This window comes from Glutamicibacter sp. MNS18, assembly GCF_026107515.2.
GTDB lineage: Bacteria > Actinomycetota > Actinomycetes > Actinomycetales > Micrococcaceae > Glutamicibacter.
On record NZ_JAPCHW010000001.1, the window covers coordinates 482,599 to 501,871 of the forward strand.

Sequence of the window (19,273 nt, forward strand, 5' to 3'; positions counted from 1 at the left end):
GTTGCAGTTCTAGTTCTTGGTGTCCGGAGCCGCTTCGGTCGACGGGTCGGACTCGCTGGACTGGTCGGTGCCGCCATCGTCCTGTACGGCGGAGTTGGCAGGTTCCTGCCCGGCCCCGTCTTCTTGCACTTTCGAATCCCGTGGACCGTTGTGCTCAGTCGCGGCCGGCGGTTTCGCGGCGGATGCCGGATCCTGGGCGGTGGTCGCACCCGGGGGTGCGAAAACCGAACTGACCGGGCGTGGTTCCTCCACCACGGAGAGCGGCTGGCCACCGTATTCCGCGATGTTCTCATCCAGTTCCTGCAACATCTGTTCGGCCTCGGAGATCCGCGCGGTGTCCTTGGAATCCAGGGTTTTGACCAGCCACTGGGCCAGGGCGAATTCCGCGTTCAGTGCAGCCCGGCGCATGATATGAGGATCGGCCTTGTCGCCGCGCGACTGGATGTAGGCGGCGAAAACCTTGTCGCTGAATTCATGGTCCTCCACGGCCGAGAGCCAGGCGAAGTCCTCGGCGGGGTCGCCAACATGCAAATCGGTCCAACCGGAGACGGCGCTGATCTTGCTGCCCAGCACCTGTACCTGTTCCTCGTCAAAGGTCCCATGCACGACGGTGGCGTTAAAACGCCAGAGCGAGACATCCTCCATGGCGTGTTCCCAACGCCGCAGCAAACGGCTCGGGATTTTTCCGGTGGCCGCAGCGGTATCCAGTTCGTTGAGCTTGCGCTGGCGGATTTCGTCGGCCGTATACGTCGGCAAACCGGCGATCTCGATGGATTCGTCCGGAATCTTGTGGATGCAGGCCATGGCATTGCCCAGCTCGGAGGCCAGGTTGTCGCCCAAATCGGTCAGTTCTTCCAGGCTGGCCTTGTGTCCGGGAAGGTCCTTGTACACGAAGGTGCGCAAGGGGCCCTGGCGAACGGTGCCGGCAATCGAGGGCAACGCAAAAGGCAGGGAGGCGCGCACCTTGGCGGAAAAGGCGCGCAGTGCGGAAAGCTCGGCTTCCAGACGCATACTGGCCTCGTCGTGGCGCGGTGAACGAACTCGCCAACGGTTCTTCTTGTCATCAACGACGAGGGCGGAGTCGAAATCCTCCGGATCATCGGACAACGCTGCAAAGCCAATCGGGCATAGTCCGGGCACTGCGGCGGTAGCGATTGCGGCGAGTTCCATGGCTGAGCGTTTCACATGTTCCACCGTAATCTACCGGTGCAGCCTGCGCGGCCAAAGACTCACGGTATGTCACTGTCAATCAGCTGTATGTCGGTAGTGCGCGGGGCCGGAACCAGTGCGTTCGCCCACAGCCGGTCCTGCTTCCCGGCGGCGTTTTGACAACCCGCCTAAAGTTAGAGGTATGGCGCTGGCAGAAAAATACCACCTTCCCCTGACCGATCTGAATTTCTCTCAGGCACGGTTCACACGGCAACTCATCGAGCAGGACGACCCGGCACACCTCCAACAGGTCGTGCAGCTGTCCTCCACCCTGGTGCTGCCGGTTGCCCAGGGGCGGGCACCACTGAATGGCTCGGGACTGGAACTGGTGCCAAGTGCCGACTACCCGCTGCCCGATGGCGGCGAGTTCATCTATCTGGGGCAGGGCGGCGGGCACGATTATGTTGCCGCGATGCTGCCGGCAGCACCTCAGGACGGCGGCAGGGGTGCCGAATGGATCGACCTTCGTACCGCGTTCACCAGCGTGCCGGTTGAAGAGCAGCACCTGATGCTCATCGCCCAGGCAATCGTCAACTGGCGGCAGAGCTGCAGGTTCTGTCCACGTTGTGGTTCCGCGCTCCGGTCTACCACCGGCGGGTGGGTGCTTCGGTGTGTGGACAACGACCATGAACTGTTTCCGCGGACGGACCCGGCGGTGATCGTGGCGATCGTGGACGACGCGGACCGGCTGCTGTTGGGCGCCAACTCTCGCTGGACCAACCGTGTCTACTCCGTTCTTGCCGGGTTCGTCGAAGCCGGCGAGTCCCTGGAATCCGCCGTGCGACGTGAGGTCTTCGAGGAATCCGGGGTCCGGGTCGGGGATTGTGCCTACCGTGGTTCGCAGCCCTGGCCGTTGCCCCGCTCATTGATGCTCGGCTACACGGCGCACGCGCAAACCACGGACCTGGTGCCGGACGGGTTGGAAATCCTCGACCTGCGCTGGTTCAGCCGGGAGGAGTTGGGACAGGAACTGCGGGCGGGCAGCATCCAGATCCCCAGGGGGGTGTCCATCGCCCATGCCCTGATCCGCGACTGGTATGGACAGGAGCTTCCGGAGGCCGCTGACCTGTGAGCGAATTACCCACGTCACCGGACCTGCTCGCGGGGCTGGACGCCGAACAGCGGCGGGCCGCCGAAACCCTCAGCGGGCCCCTGTGCATCCTGGCCGGAGCCGGCACCGGGAAAACCCGGGCCATCACCCACCGGATCGCCCACGGGGTGCACAGCGGAGTTTACAACGCCACCAGTGTCCTGGCCCTGACCTTCACCACCCGCGCGGCAGCGGAAATGCGCACCCGGCTACGCCACCTTGGCGCCCAGGGAGTCCAGACACGCACCTTCCATGCCGCCGCATTGCGGCAATTGCAGTATTTTTGGCCGCAGTCGATTGGCGGTTCGCTGCCCAACCTCATCGAGCATAAGGCCCCCCTGGTGGCCGAAAGCGCGCGCCGATTGCGCTTATCCAGCGACCGGGCCATGGTGCGCGACCTGGCTTCGGAAATCGAATGGGCCAAGGTTTCGATGCACTCGGTGGAAACCTACGCCAAGGTGGTTGACGGACGCGACCTGCCCAACGGAATCGAACCGGTGACGATGGCGCGGATCTTCCAGACCTATGAAGAGCTCAAGGACGACCGCCAGGTCATCGATTTCGAGGATGTGCTGTTGCTCACCGCAGCCGTCCTGGAAGACAACGAGAAGGTCGCCGCGAGCGTGAGACAGCAATACCGGCATTTCGTGGTCGACGAGTACCAGGACGTCTCACCCCTGCAGCAGCGCCTGCTGGACCTCTGGATGGGCGAGCGCCAGGACCTATGCGTGGTGGGTGACGCCTCGCAGACGATCTACTCGTTCACCGGGGCGACCCCCGATTACCTGCTGAACTTCCGGCAACGCTTCCCCTCGGCGGAAGTGGTCAAGCTCGTGCGCGACTACCGGTCGACCCCGCAGATCGTCGCGTTGGCCAACCGGATCCTGGCCACCCGCCGAATCGAAAGCCAGGTGCCGGACCGGACGGTGACCTGGCCCGAACCGTTGGAGCTGGTCGCCCAGCGGGAATCCGGACCTGAACCGGAGTTCTTCGAGGCCTCCGACGATGCCCACGAGGCGGAGGAGATCGCCCAACGGATCAAGGCCCTGGTTGGTCGTGGCCAGGACGTCAGCGAGATCGCGATCCTTTACCGTACCAACGGACAGTCCGAGGCTTTCGAACAGGCACTGACCGCGCACTCCGTTCCCTATGTGATGCGGGGAGCCGAACGGTTCTTCTCGCGACGCGAAGTGCGGGAAGGCATGCTCGCCTTGCGGGCCGCATTGCAGGTGGACTCCGATTTGCCGGCTCCGCAAATGGTCAGGGACGTGCTTTCATCCCACGGCTATTCGGCCACGGCACCGGCCGTGAGCGGAGCCCAACGCCAACGCTGGGAGTCGCTTTCGGCCCTGGTCCGTCTCGCGGACGAGATGGCCGCCGCGAAAGAGCGCGAGGGCGGGCAGACCACGTTGCGCGAGATCATTGCCGAACTGGAGGAACGGGCCGCGACGCAACATGCGCCCACCCTCAACGGGGTCACCCTGGCGTCCTTCCACGCGGCCAAGGGCCTGGAATGGGATGTGGTGTTCCTTGCCGGGCTGAGTGACGGGCTGGTACCCATCACCTACGCCAAGGACCAGGCCGGATATGACGAGGAACGGCGGCTGCTCTATGTGGGGATCACCCGAGCCCGGCTGCAGCTGGTGCTCTCCTGGTCGCTGGCAAGGACCCCGGGCGGCCGGGCACACCGGTATCCCTCGCGATTCCTGGACTCGATCCGTACGGTACGCGAAACCAGCAACCGGACGCAGCCGGTCAAACGTCGCAAGGAACAGAAACTCACCCCTGCCGTCTGCCGTGAATGCGGTACCTTCCTCAGCAGCGCCCGGGAACGGAAACTGCGCCGCTGCTCCAGCTGTCCGGCGGCCTACGATGAATCGCTGTTCGAGACGCTACGCACGTGGCGGCAGGAAGTAGCCCAGGCCAACTCCGTGCCGGCCTTCGTGGTTTTCACCGACACGACCCTGATGGCCATTGCCGAGGACAAGCCGCGCAACCTGCAGGAGCTGAGCCGGATTTCCGGAGTCGGCAAGTCCAAGCTCGACCGTTATGGCCACGCGGTGCTTGAACTGGTGGGCCAGGTCTAGGACAGGTTCTCCCCAGCGTGGCACCATGGCGGCCACCAACCCGGCTGGAAGTCCTAGGCTGTGAGACACCAGCCAGCTGGCGGGTCAACAAGATTTTTTCGGATCGGAGGATTGTTATGCCGGCTCATCCCAAAACGGTGGATTTCTATGCCGAGGACAATATCCCTGTGCGGATCGTGCGATCGACCCGGCGCACCAAGACCATTTCCTCGCAGTGGAAGAATGAACGTTTCGTCGTGTCGGTGCCGGCCGCACTCAGCGAGTCGGCCGAACGGACCTTTGTCGAGGAAATGCTCAAGAAGTATCGACAGCGCAAGGTCAACGCGAACCTGGCCAATAGCGACGACATGCTGCAGCAACGCGCCTACCAGCTGGATCGGCGCTATACCGGGGGACTGGCCCGGCCGGTATCGGTGCGCTGGGTCAGCAACCAGGACAAGCGATGGGGATCGGCTACCCTGTACGAACGCACGATCCGTTTGTCCAACAGGCTGCAGTACATGCCGCAGTGGGTCCAGGACTATGTGCTCGTCCATGAGCTGTGCCACTTGGTTGAGCCGGCCGACGGCCATGGGCCACGGTTCCAGGCATTGCTCGATCGGTTCGAACGCAGGGCGGAGGCCGACATCTACCTGAAGGCTTTCAGCACCGGATACCGGGCCTATGCCCGGGAGTCTGGCCAGCCCCAGGATGACATCGACGGCTTCGACGACGTCGACTGAGACTGAGGCCCAGTACAGTGCGCCCCCGGGCCCGATACCCGATCCCTTGGGGAACCCGTCAGATCCAACGTACAAGGTCCGTCAGCATCCTGTAGCATGCCGACGGACCTTATGCGGGTATCGTCCGGGAAATGGGTGGAAGCCCGTTAAGGCTTGTCCTGCGGATCGTCTTCTTGTGGATCCGCGGGAGTATCAAAACCACCATCAAGCAGTTTGCCCAACGCCGCATCGAAGTCCTCATACTCCGAGGCCGCGGTTTCACGGCGGCTGGTGAAGCTGGCAGGGTCGTCCAGGTCATCTGCCGTGGGCATCAGATCCGGGTGATCCCAGACAGCGTCGCGCCCCTGAAGACCGCGCTCATTGAACAGGTGCTCCCACAAGGCGGTGGCCTCACGCAATTTGCGTGGACGCAATTCCAGGCCAACCAGCGAGGCGAAGGTGTTCTCGGCCGGGCCACCCGAGGCGCGGCGTCGGCGGAAGGTCTCACGCAGGTGTTCGGAAAACGGAAGGTTCTTGGCGGCCAAGGCCACCACATGGTCCACCCAGCCTTCAATCAAGGCCAGGGTGAGCTCCAGGTTTTTCAGGGCACGTTCCTGCACCTCGGTACGTTGCGGGGTGAACAACCCCTCGCCGAGCATCTGTTGCAGCGACTCGGGATTCGACGGATCAACACCGCGCACGGCTTCCTCGATGCGTGACATGTCGATATGTATGGCCCGGGCGTAACTTTCCACGGCGCCGATGAGCTTGGTCGACAGCCAGGGAACCCGGTGGAACAACCGGATATGGGCGGCTTCGCGCAACACCACATAGAGCAGGATCTCCTGCTCGGGGATTTCCAATCCGTCGCCGAATGCCGTGACATTGGTGGAGACCAGCCCCGGGGTCGTGCCCGCCAACGGCAACCCGATATCGGTGCCACCGAGAACGTCCTTGGCCAGGGTGCCCAGGGCCGTTCCCAATTGAGCGCCGAACATGCTGCCCCCCAGGTTGCGGAAGATCGCATCCGAATTGCCCAGCATGCCCTTCATCTCCTCGGGCATCTGCTCACTGAGCGAGGAGGTGATGGCCTTGGTGACCGATTCGGCAATGGGTTCGGTCAACTGCTTCCAGGTCGCCAGGGTCTGGTCGAACCATTTGCGTCGGGTCCAGACTTCCAGGGGCAAACCGGTGCCCTCGAAGACTGTGGCATTATCCAACCACATGCCTGCCAGATGCGAGGCATCATTGATTGCGCCGGCACGGGATTCACTGATTCCCGGGTCATCGCCGGCATAGGCCTGCAGGGCGGTATCGGAAGCCAGCTTCCAGTTCACTGCCCCACCGGAGGGGTTTCCCTGCATCATCGCGGACATGAAGCTCTGCGCCTGCTGCATCATCTGCTGCATGGCCGCAGGATCGTTCGCCTGGTCGCCCAACGCCGCACGCAATTGCGGTGGCAGGTTGTTGGGGTCGAACCCTCCACCAAAAAGTTGTCCAAACATCGCGGCAAGGGGATCCTGCGGGTCGTTCTCGTCGTCTGAGCCATGGGGTCGGTTATTCGGAGGGTTCTGTGCCATGTAATAAAAATACCCGGTCGAGCTGAGAGATGGCATGGCCTGGCACCACAGTTCGCTTTCGGCACACCAAGATACCCCGTAGTGCGTATGAACTTCCACAGGCTTATTCAGTAGGCTAGTAGTGCGCCTTCGCATTTAGAAGGCCCAGAGCCTTAACATTTTCGCGGCGGGAGCGATTACGTGCACGAGACGGAACCACTGCAAGGTGCTGAGCATGCCCAAATGCAGGGATCCAGAACGCACGGTCGCAGGAAATCCGGTGGTTCCGTGGCCGGAACCATAGCGTTGCTGTTGGCCGCGGTGATTTCCTTCATGCCAACCAACTTCGTCGTCGAATCCCCCGGGCCGACCGTTAACACCATGGGTGAAATTGACGGTCAGGAATTGGTCTCGATTGTGGGCATGGACAGCTACCCCAGTGACAGCCAGCTCGATATGACCACTGTCTATGTCCAAGGCGGCGGGCAGAACCGGGTGACCGTTCCGGTGATCCTCGAAGCGCTGGTCAATTCGACCAAGGACGTGGTGGCCGAGGAAACCGTGCTGCCGCGCGGGGTGAGCAGCGATGACCTGAGCCAGCAAAACGACACCTTGATGGCTTCGTCGCAAGAACTGTCGGTGGCTGCAGCCTTCAACGAAATGAACATCCCCTTCACCACCGAACTTCGGGTCGCCGGGTTCGGTACCGAGACCAACAGCGGAGCCCTGCAGGAGGACGACCTGCTGCTGGCGATCAACCAGACCCCGGTCAAGAACCTGTCCCAACTCAAGGAAGAGCTCAACGACAAGGGAACGGCTGCGTCCACCTTGACGGTGCGCCGGGGAGAACAGACCGTGGACGAAGTCGTCCGCACAACCCCTGCGGAGGACGGAACCCAGCAGATGGGAATCTACCTCAGTTCCACTTACGTCTTTGAGCACCAGATCGACTTCGGTGTGCAGGACATTGGCGGTCCCAGCGCGGGCATGATGTTCGCGCTGGCGATTATCGACAAGATGACCGAAGGGTCGCTGGCGGGTGACACGCACGTCGCCGGAACCGGGGCCATCACCGATGACGGGCAGGTCGAACCGATCGGCGGAATCGCCCAGAAGATGGCCGCCGCCAAGCGTGCCGGCGCCGAGGTATTCCTGGCCCCGGCGGATAACTGCCCCGATGTGCAGGGCCGGGTGCCACTGGGATTGAACGTCGTGAAGGTGGCGACGCTCGGAGAGGCCCGCGAGGCATTGACCAGCATCGCGGACGGCACCGATCCGCAGGAATTGCCGTCGTGCTAAGCGAACGTAACCCAAACGTGTGCCGTTTCACAGCTGAAACCCACACGCGACAGATACCAATATAAGTAATGAACACGCGTCTCGGCACGAATTTGCTCACCGAGACCTTGAGTGTGAGGAAGAAATAGTGTCAATCGGACCGGATAGTCCATTCGGAGGACCCCCACGGGGATCCGACGAGCCCCAAAGACCGTCGAGACCACCTAACAAGAAGACCTCGCCGCTGACGTTGACGATCTTTGCGGTCGGTATTCTCGTCGCATTATTCGTCTTCTTTTCGAACTTCTATGCAGACATCCTCTGGTTTAACCAGCTGGGATACTCCGAGGTCTACTGGACCGAGAAGGTAGCCAAGGCCGTCATCTTCGTCATCGCCGCCGTGCTGATGGCCGTGCCGATGTGGCTGTCCATGCGCACCGCCTACAAGCACCGCCCGGTGTACGCGCCGACATCCAACCGCCCGGACATGATGAGCAAGTACCAGGCGCAGCTGGAACCGATCCGTCGCTTCCTGATGATCGGTATCCCAGCCGTGATCGGCGTCTTCTCCGGCATTGCCGTGGCAGGACAATGGCAGACGGTGTTGCTGTTCCTGAACCAGGAGTCCTTCGGGTCAACGGATCCACAGTTCAACCTGGACATCTCCTTCTTCATGTTCTCCCTGCCGTTCATCTCCCTGATCAACGGTTTCCTGATCTCCGTGGTGCTGCTGGGCGGAGTGGCGGGTCTGCTGACCCATTACCTGTACGGCGGAATCCGCATCGAGGAACGCGGCGGGGTGACCATTGGCAAGTCCGCCCGCGTCCACGCGGCGATCATGGTTGCGTTGTTCCTGATCCTGCAGGGCGTGAACTACTGGATCGGCCAGTACGAGACCCTCACCGACCAGTCCGGGCGTGCCGCCGGCGCCTTGTACAAGGATGTCCATGCGGTCATCCCTGCCCGGATGATCCTGGCGATCGTCGCCGTGTTGATCGCGGTCACCTTCATCATCGCCGCCTTTACCGGCCGCTGGCGACTGCCCATGATCGGTACCGCCATGCTAGTGGTCACCATGATCGTGGCCGGTGGCATCTATCCGTTCCTGGTCCAGGAGTACCAGGTCAAGCCGTCCGAAGTGACCCTTGAACGGCAATATCTCGAACGAAACCTCGAGATGACCAGATTGGCCTACGGGCTCGATGATGTGGAAGTGACCCCATATGATGCCAAGGTCACGGCGGAATCCGGTGCCCTGGCCGCCGAAGCGGCCACGACCAACAACATCCGCCTGCTGGATCCGAACCTGGTATCCGCTGCGTTCGCGCAGTTGCAGCAGTTCCGTAGCTACTACGCCTTCCCGACCAACCTGAACGTGGACCGCTACGATATCGACGGCAACGTCGAGGACACCGTGATTGCGGCCCGCGAGGTCACTGTTGATCCCAACGGTTCGTGGGTCAACCAGCACGTGACCTACACCCATGGCTACGGTCTGGTGGCAGCCTATGGTAACCGCGTCGATTCCAGCGGCCGCCCGGACTTCATGCTCGGCGGTATCCCCACCGGCGGGACCCTGGCCAGCGACGAAACCTATGAGCCGAGGATCTACTTCGGTGAGCGTTCACCGGAGTACTCGGTGGTCGGAGGGCCGGAAGGCTGGACCCCCCGTGAAGTCGACCGGCCGAGCAGCGGATCGGAAAGCGACGATGTCCGTTACACGTTCACCGGTTCCGGCGGACCGAATGTGGGCAACTTCTTCAACCGGCTGGTCTACTCGCTGAAGTTCGCCTCGACCGACCTGTTGCTGTCGGATGCGGTCAACGCCGAATCGCAGATCCTCTACGATCGCACCCCGCGTGAACGCGTGAGCAAGGTCGCGCCGTACCTGACCCTGGACTCCAACGCCTACCCGGCCATCGTGGACGGGCGAGTTAAGTGGATCCTGGACGGTTACACCACCTCGAACGCGTTCCCGTATTCGCAGCAGCAGCAGCTGGAATCGGCAGTGACCGACTCGCTGACCAACGCCTCGGAATTTGATCGGCTGTCGGGCCGGATCAACTACATCCGCAACTCCGTCAAGGCAACAGTGGACGCCTACGACGGCAAGGTCGAGCTCTATGCCTGGGACGACCAGGAACCGATGCTCAAGGCCTGGCAGAATGTCTTCCCGACCAGCGTGAAGCCGATGTCGGAGATGTCCGGCGAGCTGATGGCCCACGTGCGTTACCCGGAGGACATGTTCAAGGTCCAGCGTGAGGTCCTGACGACCTACCACGTGGAAGACCCGGACGACTTCTACGAGGCGAACGACGCCTGGCAGGTGCCGAACGATCCGACCGCGACCGGGGAGATCAAGCAGCCTCCGTACTACATGTCGTTGAAGATGCCGACCCAGGACGATGCGACATTCTCGCTGACCTCGACCTTTATCCCGGCCGCTTCCCGCACCGGGCAGCAGCGCAACGTGCTGTTCGGCTTCCTTTCGGCCAACGCCGATGCCGGCACTACCGATGGCGAACGCCATGAGGACTACGGCAAGCTGCGGTTGCTCGAACTACCGCGTGATACCGCGGTACCGGGGCCGGGCCAGGCACAGCAGAACTTCGATACCACCTCGCGGGTGACAACCACGCTGAACCTGCTGCGTCAGGGTGCCTCGGAAGTGCGTGGCGGTAACCTGCTCTCGCTCCCAGTGGGTGGCGGTGTGCTGTACGTCCAGCCGGTGTATGTCCAGTCTTCCGGCCAGACCAGCTACCCGACACTGCGCAAGGTACTAGTGGCCTTCGGCGAGTCCGTGGGCTTCGCAGACACCCTGGGTGAAGCCTTGGATGAAGTCTTCGAAGGCGACTCCGGAGCCGTGACCCAGGAAGGTGATGGTTCCGACGGAGGCGACATCGTCGAAGGCGAGGAAGGTGAGACTCCGCAGACGCAGACCAATGACGAGAAGCTCACCCAGGCCTTGGCGGACGCCAACGCGGCAATCCGCGAAGGCCAGGAAGCCTTGGCTGACGGGAACTTCGCAGCCTATGGCCAGGCGCAGCAGAAGCTGCAGGATGCACTGAACCGTGCGCTCGAAGCAGATGGAACCATCACCGAAGACGGTGACGAGGAAGTCCAGCTGGAAGGTGAAGTGCCCGAAGGGGAGTAATCCCCGAGGGGCTGGGGGATGCCCTTGATTTGCTTTTCACTTCGCGATGATGAAGACTAGTCTAGTCATCGCGGGGTGGAGCAGTTCGGTAGCTCGCCGGGCTCATAACCCGGAGGTCGAAGGTTCAAATCCTTCCCCCGCCACATAGAACAAAAAAGGTGGAAACGAAAGTTTCCACCTTTTTTGCGCGCCCACACCAGAGTCGGGCTGCCCCGGGGCCGGTGCCCGATCCCATGGCGCACTAGTGTGACCGGCGTGGCAGGCTGGGTGCGGGAACGGGGCAGTCCGGGTGCTGGCCGCGGTGCTTGGTTCCCGGAGCGGCCACGAACGGCACCAGCGTCCCGTAACCGTCCGTGCGAAGCGGAAGCCGGGCCCGATGGTGTCCGCTTTCCGCCTCGGCCGCACGTTGGCCACAGTCCAGCTCTTTGGTGGATCCGGGATGCTCGACTTCGCTTCACGGGTTTCGTGACGTCCTGGGTTTCGAAAAACACCCGGTGCGCAACCGCCTGGTGAGGAAGGTCACCGACCCCCGATTGGTCATCGGGTTCACGGATTGGTAATGTTGTATTTACCGACGCGGGGTGGAGCAGTTCGGTAGCTCGCCGGGCTCATAACCCGGAGGTCGAAGGTTCAAATCCTTCCCCCGCCACGATGGCGAGAAGAGGTCCGAAAGGGCCTCTTCTTTTTTGCCCGGATTTCACCCGCAGAAGCCAAAGGCCGTCCTCCCGGGAACGGGAGAACGGCCAAAAAGCGGGTATACGGAACTAGGACTCCAGGATGCCGGACTGCTTGGCCTTCAACGCGGCCAGCCGGGCCTCGATCTCGGTCTGCTCGCCGAGGTCTTCCAGCTGTTCGAATTGGGCATCCAGGCTGGAGGAAGCCAGCTCGGCGGCACCGCGCACCCGTGCCTCCTCACGGCGCACCTTTTCCTCGAAGCGGCCGATCTCGCTGGTGGCGTCCATGATGTTGACGGCCTTGACGGCCTCGTGCATCTGGTTCTGGGCCGCAGCGGCCTTGGCGCGGGCGGTTAGCTCGTCACGCTTGGACACCAACTGGGTGCGCTTGAGCTTCATCTGGTCCAGGCCGGTCTTCAGCTTCTCCACGATCTCGCGCTGCGAGTTGATGGTCGGCTCGGCGCTCTTCATCTCGCTTTCTGCCTGCATCTGGCGCTGGATGGCGACCTTGGCAAGGTTGTCGAACTTTGCGGCATTCGCGCTTTCGCCGGCAGCGCGGAATTCCTCCGCCTTGTTCGACGCGGCCAGCGCCTTGTTGCCCCATTCGGACGAGGCCTGCTCGTCCTCGCGGTAGTCATCTTCGAGCATGCGCAGGTTGCCGATGGTTTGGGCCACGGCCTGCTCGGCCTCGGCGATGTTGTTGGTGTAATCACGGATCATCTGATCCATCATCTTCTGCGGATCTTCCGCCGCGTCGACCAGTGCATTGATATTTGCCTTGGCTAGTTGGGCAATGCGACCGAAAATGGACTGCTTGGTCATTGTGGACCTTTCTATCGATTGTTGATTAAACGTCTGGATTGAAAACCGTCTGGCCTAGAAGCTGCCTCCGGCGCCTCCTCCGCCCCGGAATCCGCCACCTCCACCACCGAAGCCGCCGCCGAAACCACCCCCGCCGAAGCCTCCGCCACTGCTTCCGCCGCCGAAGCCGCCGAAGCCGCCGAAGCCACCACCTTGGCTTCCACCGCCTGACCGGCCTCCGCGCAGAATCGAGTCAATCAGGATCCCGCCCAGCACGGCACCGCCCACCCCGTCGAAGGGTCCACGCTGCCTGCCGCCTCCGAAGCCTCCGCCCCCGCCGAAGTTGTCGACGTCGCTCTCGGCCATGCGCGCGGCCTGTTCGGCCAGGCGGACGGCCCGTTGGGCGGTGGCCAGTGCGGCCGCGGGTTGGTTGTTCGACTGCGACACCGCATCGTCGTAGCAGCGTTGGGCTTCAGCCAGCCGGGTGCGTGCCGAGGAACGGACTCCTCCACGTCGGGCCCGGATGTAGTCCTCGGTGCCGCTGATGCGGGACTGGGCCGTGCGCAACACCGCCTGCAGCTGGGAACGGGCATGCCGATCCTGCTCGGCCTGGTCGCGCAGGCTGTCCAGCTGTGCAGAGAGCGGTTCGCTGGCCTCGCCCAGGTTGGAGATCAGCTGCAACGGGTTGGGTTTGTCCTTCGCCAATGCGTCCTGGACCCGCGTCAAGGCGGTTTCCAGGGCTGCCACCGGACCGGCCAGTTGATGCCGGTTAGCACCATCCAGCATGGCCTTGGCTTGGGTCAATTCCGCCGTGGCATCCTGGATCGCCTCCCGCAGGTCCTGCTCTGCCTGGGACAGCGACTGGGCTGAGCGGCCGATGGCGGCCAGCAGGCCTTCGGCCTGGTCCTGCGCATCCTCGGCTCCGTGGACTAGCACTGCGGCCTGCGAACGATCGTTGGAGGCCACCGCGGTTCGCGCCTCGACCAGGGCCGAGCGTGCAAAGCTGATGCGTTCGGAAGCCTGCGAAACGTTGTCGAGGACCTGGGACGTGGCCGCCGGGTCGTAGCGGGAGGATAACTCCTCGATCTGGGCCATACTTTGTGACAGGTTCTGGTTCAGCCGCTCCAGTACCTCGTCCAATTCCTCGATCCGGGTCTCGGCGTTGGCCTCCAGCTGGCGCAATTCACGGAACTCGTCGGCGTGGGCCTGCAGGGTGTTGTTGACCTCACCACACCGATTGATGATCTCGCCCAGCCAGGCGCGTTGATCCTGCTCGGTATCGGGGATGTGGTCATCGAGTTGTTGTTGCAGGCGGAACGACTCGCTCAGGTGCACCTTGGCGGCGGCCAGATCCTCGTTGAAGGTCTTGATCGCGTCGGCACCGTACTGGGCTTCGGCGAACCCCAGTTCCTGTTCCGAGGAGCGGATCGAATCGTCGGCGGCGACCAGCAGGTGATCTGCCTGCTTGCGTAGCTGGTCCAGTGGGACCAGCTGCTCGGTAGGCGGTGCACTGGAACGGCGCTGCTTCTTCTTGCTGCGTCCGGCCAGCACGACATAAAGCAGAACCGCACCCGCGCCGAGTATCAACAGGATGGGGAAGACCGAGATTCCCCCGCCTGCGGTGGAGGAACCGGTTTCCGCCACGTTGCCAGAGGCCCCGGTGATGCCTTCGATCGCCCCTTCCGCAGCGCCGAGCCAGTCCAGGTCATTAAGCGCAGGGGCGATGAAGCCGGTGTAGATCTGCTGCTGGTAACCTTCCAGCTCGCTGCCTTGCGAAGCCATGAAAATGGCTTGGCGTTGCTCGGTGGCCACTGCGAAGATTGCGTCGCGGCTGCCCATGTTCTTCTGTTCCGCCACCGCCTCGGCCCATTCGGCCGGCTGATCGGGGTCATCGAAGTTCTCGACGTAGACGATGAAGAGACTGGTTCCCGTTTCGGAACGCAGGTGCGAGAGCTGCTGCTCAAGATCGTCAACCGCGTCATCCAGGACGCCGGCATTATCCACGACGAAGGTTCCGGCCGGAATCTCCACCGGGGGTTCGGCATGGCTGGGTAGTGCCACCGAGAACAGCAGCAACACGGCCGTGATCGTTGCTGCCAACAGTCTCCGTGCGGTGAACGGCATTTTCGTCCTTAGCTTTCTGGTGCATAGATGTTAGCTACACAATACCCGTGACAGATTGACAAATTCCTGAAGACGGATGAAATTTCGTGATTCCATTGAGGGTATGGGCAGAAAGTCTTGACAATTTTCGTGGCATGGATGGCAACTCACAGGGGCTACTCAGTTACTGCCGCTTAAGACCACAGATCGAGCCGCGATAATCGATCTCAAGAGACTTACAGGACGAAGGAAACGACGATGAGCCAGCCACCTAGCGAACCGAATGAGAACAACAGCGGCAACACCGATCCGCGGCACCCTGACCGGGCCGACCACGGGCAGAGGCCGGTCGCCGGGCCGCAGCATCCGGCGGTGACTCCGCTCGGCAGCACCGGAGAACCCACTCGTCCGATACCGCAGCATTCCGCTGCCGACACGGGATCACAGCAACCCGGTGATGATCAGAGCACCGCACGGTACCCGAGCGCTGCGGGACAGTACCAGGGGCAACCGTCACCAGCCGACGCATCCGGCCCCAACCCCTACGGAGCCAGTCCCTATCCGCAGCACCAGGCACCGCTGCCGCCGGAACGCCCGGCTCGCAAACGGTATGCCGGGTCCACGCTGATCGCGGGCATGGTGGCCGCGGCGCTGATCGGCGGTGTCACCGCGGCTGGTACCACCTACCTGATGACCCCCACCGGAAGTGGCACGGCGCAGGTGCAGTCACCCCGGGAAGGGGTGGTCATCAATAATCCGGAATCGGTGACCACCGCAACCGCCGCAGCGGCGAAGGCGGCACCCAGCGTGGTGACCATCGAGGCCTCCGGCAACGGGTCGGCAGGCTCGGGATCGGGGATCATCCTGGATGCCGAGGGGCATATCCTGACCAATACCCATGTGGTGACCCTCGGCGGTGCCACCGGTGATCCGGTCCTGAACGTGCGTTTGAACGACGGCAAGGTCTACTCGGCTACCTTGGTGGGTACCGATCCGCTCTCTGACTTGGCCGTGATCAAGGTGGAGGCGGAGAACCTGCTCCCGGCGACACTTGGCGAGTCCGGTAACCTGAACGTGGGGGATACCGCCGTGGCCATCGGGGCGCCGTTGGGGCTCAGCGGCACGGTGACCGACGGCATCATCTCGACACTCAACCGGACGATCTCCGTTGCTTCCTCCGCCGTCCCTGAGCAACAGGCCGAAGGCAATGGGGGCGGCAGCGACTTCCAGTTCGAGTTCCCGGGCATGCCGCAGGGCCAGTCCAATGCCGAATCGATCTACATCAACGTCATCCAGACCGATGCGGCCATCAACCATGGCAATTCCGGGGGCGCACTGGTCAATGCCGCCGGGGAGATCATCGGGGTGAATGTGGCCATCGCCTCGTCGGGGGATGAGGATTCGGGCTCCATCGGCGTGGGTTTCGCCATCCCCATCGATTACGCGAAACGGATCGCCAACGAGTTGATTTCCAATGGCAAGGCCAGCCATGGGCTGCTGGGAGCCACCGTCCAGGCGTTTGCCGCGACCAGCGGGGCAAACCAATCCACCGGCTTCAGCACCGGGGCCCGGATTGTCGAAGTCAATCCAGGGTCAGCCGCGGAAAAGGCCGGATTCGTTGCCGGAGACGTGATCACCGGGGTCAATGGCCGACCGATTCTCGATTCCCAAACCCTGACCGCGGCCATCCGCGAGGTGGCTGCCGGTGGACAGGCGCAGATCACCTATCTGCGCGAGGAGCAGTCGCACACCGTGGATGTTACGGTCGGGACATTGGAATAAAAGTTAATAAAAGGTAAAGAGGCAAACGGTACGTGCAACCAATTCCAGCACGTGCCGTTTGCTTATTATGGTGTAGAAACCCCTTGTTATCGGTGCCCACCGATACGATGAGGGTTGAAGAGATCCTTCTACGGTCGTCTGCGACAGTGAAGACACTTTGTATGAAAGGCGAGAATGAGCGACGCGAGTAGCACACCACTGACGATTCTGGTGCTGGTTAAACATGTACCCGATGCTCAGTTTGACCGTCATATCGATCAGAGCACCCTGCGCATGGACCGCAGTGAATCGATCTTGTCGGAACTGGATGAATACGCCGTGGAAGCGGCCCTTGCGATCGCCGAGGAACGCGGCGGCCCCAAGGCCGGAAACCAGGTGATCGCGGCAACCATGGGTGGCCCCAAAGCCGTAGGATCCATCAAGAAGGCGTTGCAGATGGGTGCGACCAGCGGCCTGCACCTCAATGATGAAACGCTGGCCGGCTCCGACGCCACCGCCACCTCCCGCGCCCTGGCCGCCTTGGTCAAGTACGCCGGCAACGTCGATCTGGTGGTCACCGGCATGGCCTCGACGGATGCCGAAACCGCGGTGGTTCCGGCCCAGCTGGCCGAACGCCTGGAATTCGCGGCCTTGACCAATGCCTCAAGGGTGGAATTCGACTCGGCCGCCTCCGCCCTGACGATTTCCCGCGACCATGGATCCGAGTCGCTGAAGCTCAGCGCCAGCTTCCCGGCCGTGCTCTCGGTGACCGATCAGGCCAATGAGCCCCGCTACCCGAACTTCCGCGGCATCATGGCAGCTAAAAAGAAGAAGACCGAAGAGGTCACTGCGGCTGATCTCGGTTTGGATGCCTCGGCGGTCGGCGCTGCGGGCTCGGGAACCGAAGTGGTCTCTGCCGAGGCCCGCCCGGCGCGCACCGCCGGAACCGTCATCACCGATAACGGGCAGGCCGGCATCGCGCTGGTGAACTACCTGGCCGAACAGAAGCTGATCTAAGGACTGAGCCGAACATGACTTCCGCACTACTCTTTTTCACCGAACTCACCCAGGCTCCGTCCAAGGCCCAACGTGAGCTGCTGACGTTGGCTGCGCGTTTCGACTCCGCGACCGTGGCATTGACCGGCGACATCTCCGAGGAAGCGACCGGCATCGTGGGCAGCTACGGCATCGGCCGGATCCTTCAGGCACCGGCCGGTGACGGTTTCCAGGACCATGAGGTGGGCGTGCTGGATGCCGCCGTCCAGACCGTGAACCCGCAGATCGTGTTGCTGGCCAATGACAGCTTCCACCGGGAAGTGGCCGCCCGCGTGGCTGCCCGTCGGGAAGTCGGGATCATCACCGATGCCATCGATGTGTCCGCCGATCGGACCGTGACGAAGGACGAACTGGCCGGCGCCTACACCGCACGCGTGAACCCCGTGGCGGACCTGGTGCTGGTGACGGTCAAGCCCAATAGCGTCGAGGACGCACCGGCCGGAGGCGAATCCGCCGCAGTCGTCGAACCCCTGGAAGTGGCAGCCTACGCCTCACGGCTCCAGGTGGTGGGCCGTGAGGAGAAACCCGCTTCCGGGCGCCCGTCGTTGGGCGAAGCGCGGATCGTGGTCTCCGGCGGCCGTGGCGTGGACGGGGACTTCTCCCCGGTTGAGGACCTGGCCGACGCCTTGGGCGCCGCCGTGGGCGCCTCACGTGCGGCCACCGACGCGGGTTGGATCGACCACGATTTCCAGGTGGGCCAGACCGGAACGACCGTGTCCCCGCAGCTGTACATCTCCGCCGGGATTTCCGGGGCGATCCAGCAAAAGGCCGGGATGCAGACCAGCAAGTACATTGTGGCGGTGAACAAGGACGAGGACGCGCCGATCTTCGAGATCGCCGATTTCGGGATCATCGGGGACCTGAAGCAGATCCTGCCGCAGGCCGCCGAGGAAATCCGCCGACGCCAATCATGATCGACACCCAACCGTTTATCTCCGGCAGCACGGCCAGGGTACTGGCCTTCGCCGCGCACCCGGATGACCTGGATTTCGGGGCGGCCGGTACCGTAGCCGCCCTGACCAGTGCCGGGGTAGAGGTGCAGTACTGCATCATGACCGACGGGGACGCTGGCGGGTTCGATGACCGCGACCCCGACGAAACGGCCCGGTTGCGTCACCTCGAACAGCGTGAAGCCGCTGCCCGGGTCGGGGTCAACACCGTGCATTTCCTGGGGGAGCGGGATGGCTTCCTGGAGCCTTCCCACCGAGTGATGCGACAGGTGGTCCGGCTGATTCGGCAGATGCGGCCGCAGATCGTGCTGGCGATGCATCCCGAACGGGCGTGGGACCGGCTGCAGCGTTCCCACCCCGACCACCTGGCCTGCGGCGAGGCGGTTACCAGGGCCATCTATCCGGCCGTGGAGAACCCGTTCAGCTATCCCGAGCTGCTCTCCGAGGAAGGCCTGGAGGCCTACAAGGTGCCCTGGTTATGGCTCTACGGGGCGCCAAAGGAACGCGAAAACGCGTTCGTGGATATCACCGGTTACTTTCCCCGGAAAATGGAGGCCCTGCGGGCGCATTTCACGCAGCATCCCGACGTGGCGGCGATGGAAAGGTTTGTCGAGCAGCAGTGCCGGCAGAACGCCGTGCGCGGCGGACTATCCGAGGCGCACCATGCCGAGGCCTTCCACGCCGTGCCGGTCAATGCCGATGACACGATCGCCGGATTCTAACGACCCGCACACGGTTCGAGGTCAAGGGGGACTGAACCCCGGATGCCGGTAACCATCGCAACCAAGGAGGTCCGGGTCCCCGCCATGGCGGGGACCCGGACCTCCTTGGTGTTTGCGGCGGGAATACT

The 19,273-nt window shown here is 62.9% G+C and carries 13 protein-coding genes and 2 tRNA genes; 11 read left to right on the plus strand and 4 right to left on the minus strand.

The window, feature by feature from the left end:
* Positions 1–9: 9 nt before the first annotated feature.
* Positions 10–1,185, minus strand: a complete 1,176-nt coding sequence (locus tag OK351_RS02400) for a phosphotransferase (RefSeq protein ID WP_265155733.1) — start codon at positions 1,183–1,185, stop codon at positions 10–12.
* A gap of 166 nt (positions 1,186–1,351) precedes the next feature.
* On the opposite strand from OK351_RS02400, the gene nudC reads away from it, so the two are divergent.
* The 3 genes from nudC to OK351_RS02415 all read left to right on the plus strand — a co-directional run bounded on the left by nudC (position 1,352) and on the right by OK351_RS02415 (position 5,108).
* The gene (nudC, locus tag OK351_RS02405; RefSeq protein WP_265155734.1) at positions 1,352–2,281 is read left to right on the plus strand and encodes an NAD(+) diphosphatase; all 930 of its coding nucleotides are present in this window, start codon (positions 1,352–1,354) and stop codon (positions 2,279–2,281) included.
* Positions 2,278–4,386, plus strand: coding sequence for an ATP-dependent DNA helicase UvrD2 (locus tag OK351_RS02410; RefSeq protein ID WP_265155735.1), 2,109 nt, complete (start codon positions 2,278–2,280; stop codon positions 4,384–4,386). The genes nudC and OK351_RS02410 overlap by 4 nt, the downstream gene beginning before the upstream one ends.
* A 116-nt stretch (positions 4,387–4,502) precedes the next feature.
* Positions 4,503–5,108, plus strand: coding sequence for a M48 family metallopeptidase (locus OK351_RS02415; protein WP_265155736.1), 606 nt, complete (start codon positions 4,503–4,505; stop codon positions 5,106–5,108).
* A 146-nt stretch (positions 5,109–5,254) separates the two neighbouring features.
* Here the strand turns inward: OK351_RS02415 and OK351_RS02420 are convergent, their stop codons facing one another.
* Complete coding sequence (locus OK351_RS02420) at positions 5,255–6,667, minus strand: zinc-dependent metalloprotease (protein WP_265155737.1); 1,413 nt, start codon at positions 6,665–6,667, stop codon at positions 5,255–5,257.
* Positions 6,668–6,934: 267 nt separating this feature from the next.
* Between OK351_RS02420 and OK351_RS02425 the strand changes: the two genes are divergently transcribed.
* From OK351_RS02425 to OK351_RS02440, 4 genes are all read left to right on the plus strand, one after another.
* Positions 6,935–7,945: a YlbL family protein gene (locus tag OK351_RS02425; RefSeq protein WP_265155738.1), complete on the plus strand. Its 1,011-nt coding sequence runs from the start codon at positions 6,935–6,937 to the stop codon at positions 7,943–7,945.
* A 229-nt stretch (positions 7,946–8,174) separates the two neighbouring features.
* Positions 8,175–11,078, plus strand: coding sequence for a UPF0182 family membrane protein (locus OK351_RS02430; RefSeq protein ID WP_371931363.1), 2,904 nt, complete (start codon positions 8,175–8,177; stop codon positions 11,076–11,078).
* Positions 11,079–11,147: 69 nt separating this feature from the next.
* A tRNA-Met gene (locus OK351_RS02435) sits at positions 11,148–11,221 on the plus strand.
* A 432-nt stretch (positions 11,222–11,653) separates the two neighbouring features.
* Positions 11,654–11,727, plus strand: a tRNA-Met gene (locus OK351_RS02440).
* A 115-nt stretch (positions 11,728–11,842) separates the two neighbouring features.
* Here OK351_RS02440 and OK351_RS02445 read toward each other — a convergent pair.
* Positions 11,843–12,574 (minus strand): PspA/IM30 family protein, encoded by a 732-nt coding sequence (locus OK351_RS02445; RefSeq protein ID WP_265155739.1) that lies wholly within the window; start codon positions 12,572–12,574, stop codon positions 11,843–11,845.
* Between the two features lie 54 nt (positions 12,575–12,628).
* Positions 12,629–14,653 carry a TPM domain-containing protein gene (locus OK351_RS02450; RefSeq protein ID WP_265155740.1) on the minus strand — a complete coding sequence of 675 codons (2,025 nt, stop codon included), beginning with the start codon at positions 14,651–14,653 and terminating at the stop codon, positions 12,629–12,631.
* 261 nt (positions 14,654–14,914) lie between these two features.
* Between OK351_RS02450 and OK351_RS02455 the strand changes: the two genes are divergently transcribed.
* The 4 genes from OK351_RS02455 (at position 14,915) to OK351_RS02470 (ending at position 19,145) form a co-directional block, all read left to right on the plus strand.
* Entirely contained in the window at positions 14,915–16,438 is a 1,524-nt protein-coding gene (locus OK351_RS02455; protein WP_265155741.1) for a S1C family serine protease, read from the plus strand.
* 174 nt (positions 16,439–16,612) lie between these two features.
* A complete protein-coding gene (locus OK351_RS02460) occupies positions 16,613–17,434 on the plus strand; it encodes an electron transfer flavoprotein subunit beta/FixA family protein (RefSeq protein ID WP_265155742.1) in 822 nt (273 codons plus the stop codon).
* Between the two features lie 14 nt (positions 17,435–17,448).
* Positions 17,449–18,387: an electron transfer flavoprotein subunit alpha/FixB family protein gene (locus tag OK351_RS02465; protein ID WP_265155743.1), complete on the plus strand. Its 939-nt coding sequence runs from the start codon at positions 17,449–17,451 to the stop codon at positions 18,385–18,387.
* Positions 18,384–19,145 (plus strand): PIG-L deacetylase family protein, encoded by a 762-nt coding sequence (locus OK351_RS02470; RefSeq protein ID WP_265155744.1) that lies wholly within the window; start codon positions 18,384–18,386, stop codon positions 19,143–19,145. The genes OK351_RS02465 and OK351_RS02470 overlap by 4 nt, the downstream gene beginning before the upstream one ends.
* Positions 19,146–19,273: the final 128 nt, after the last annotated feature.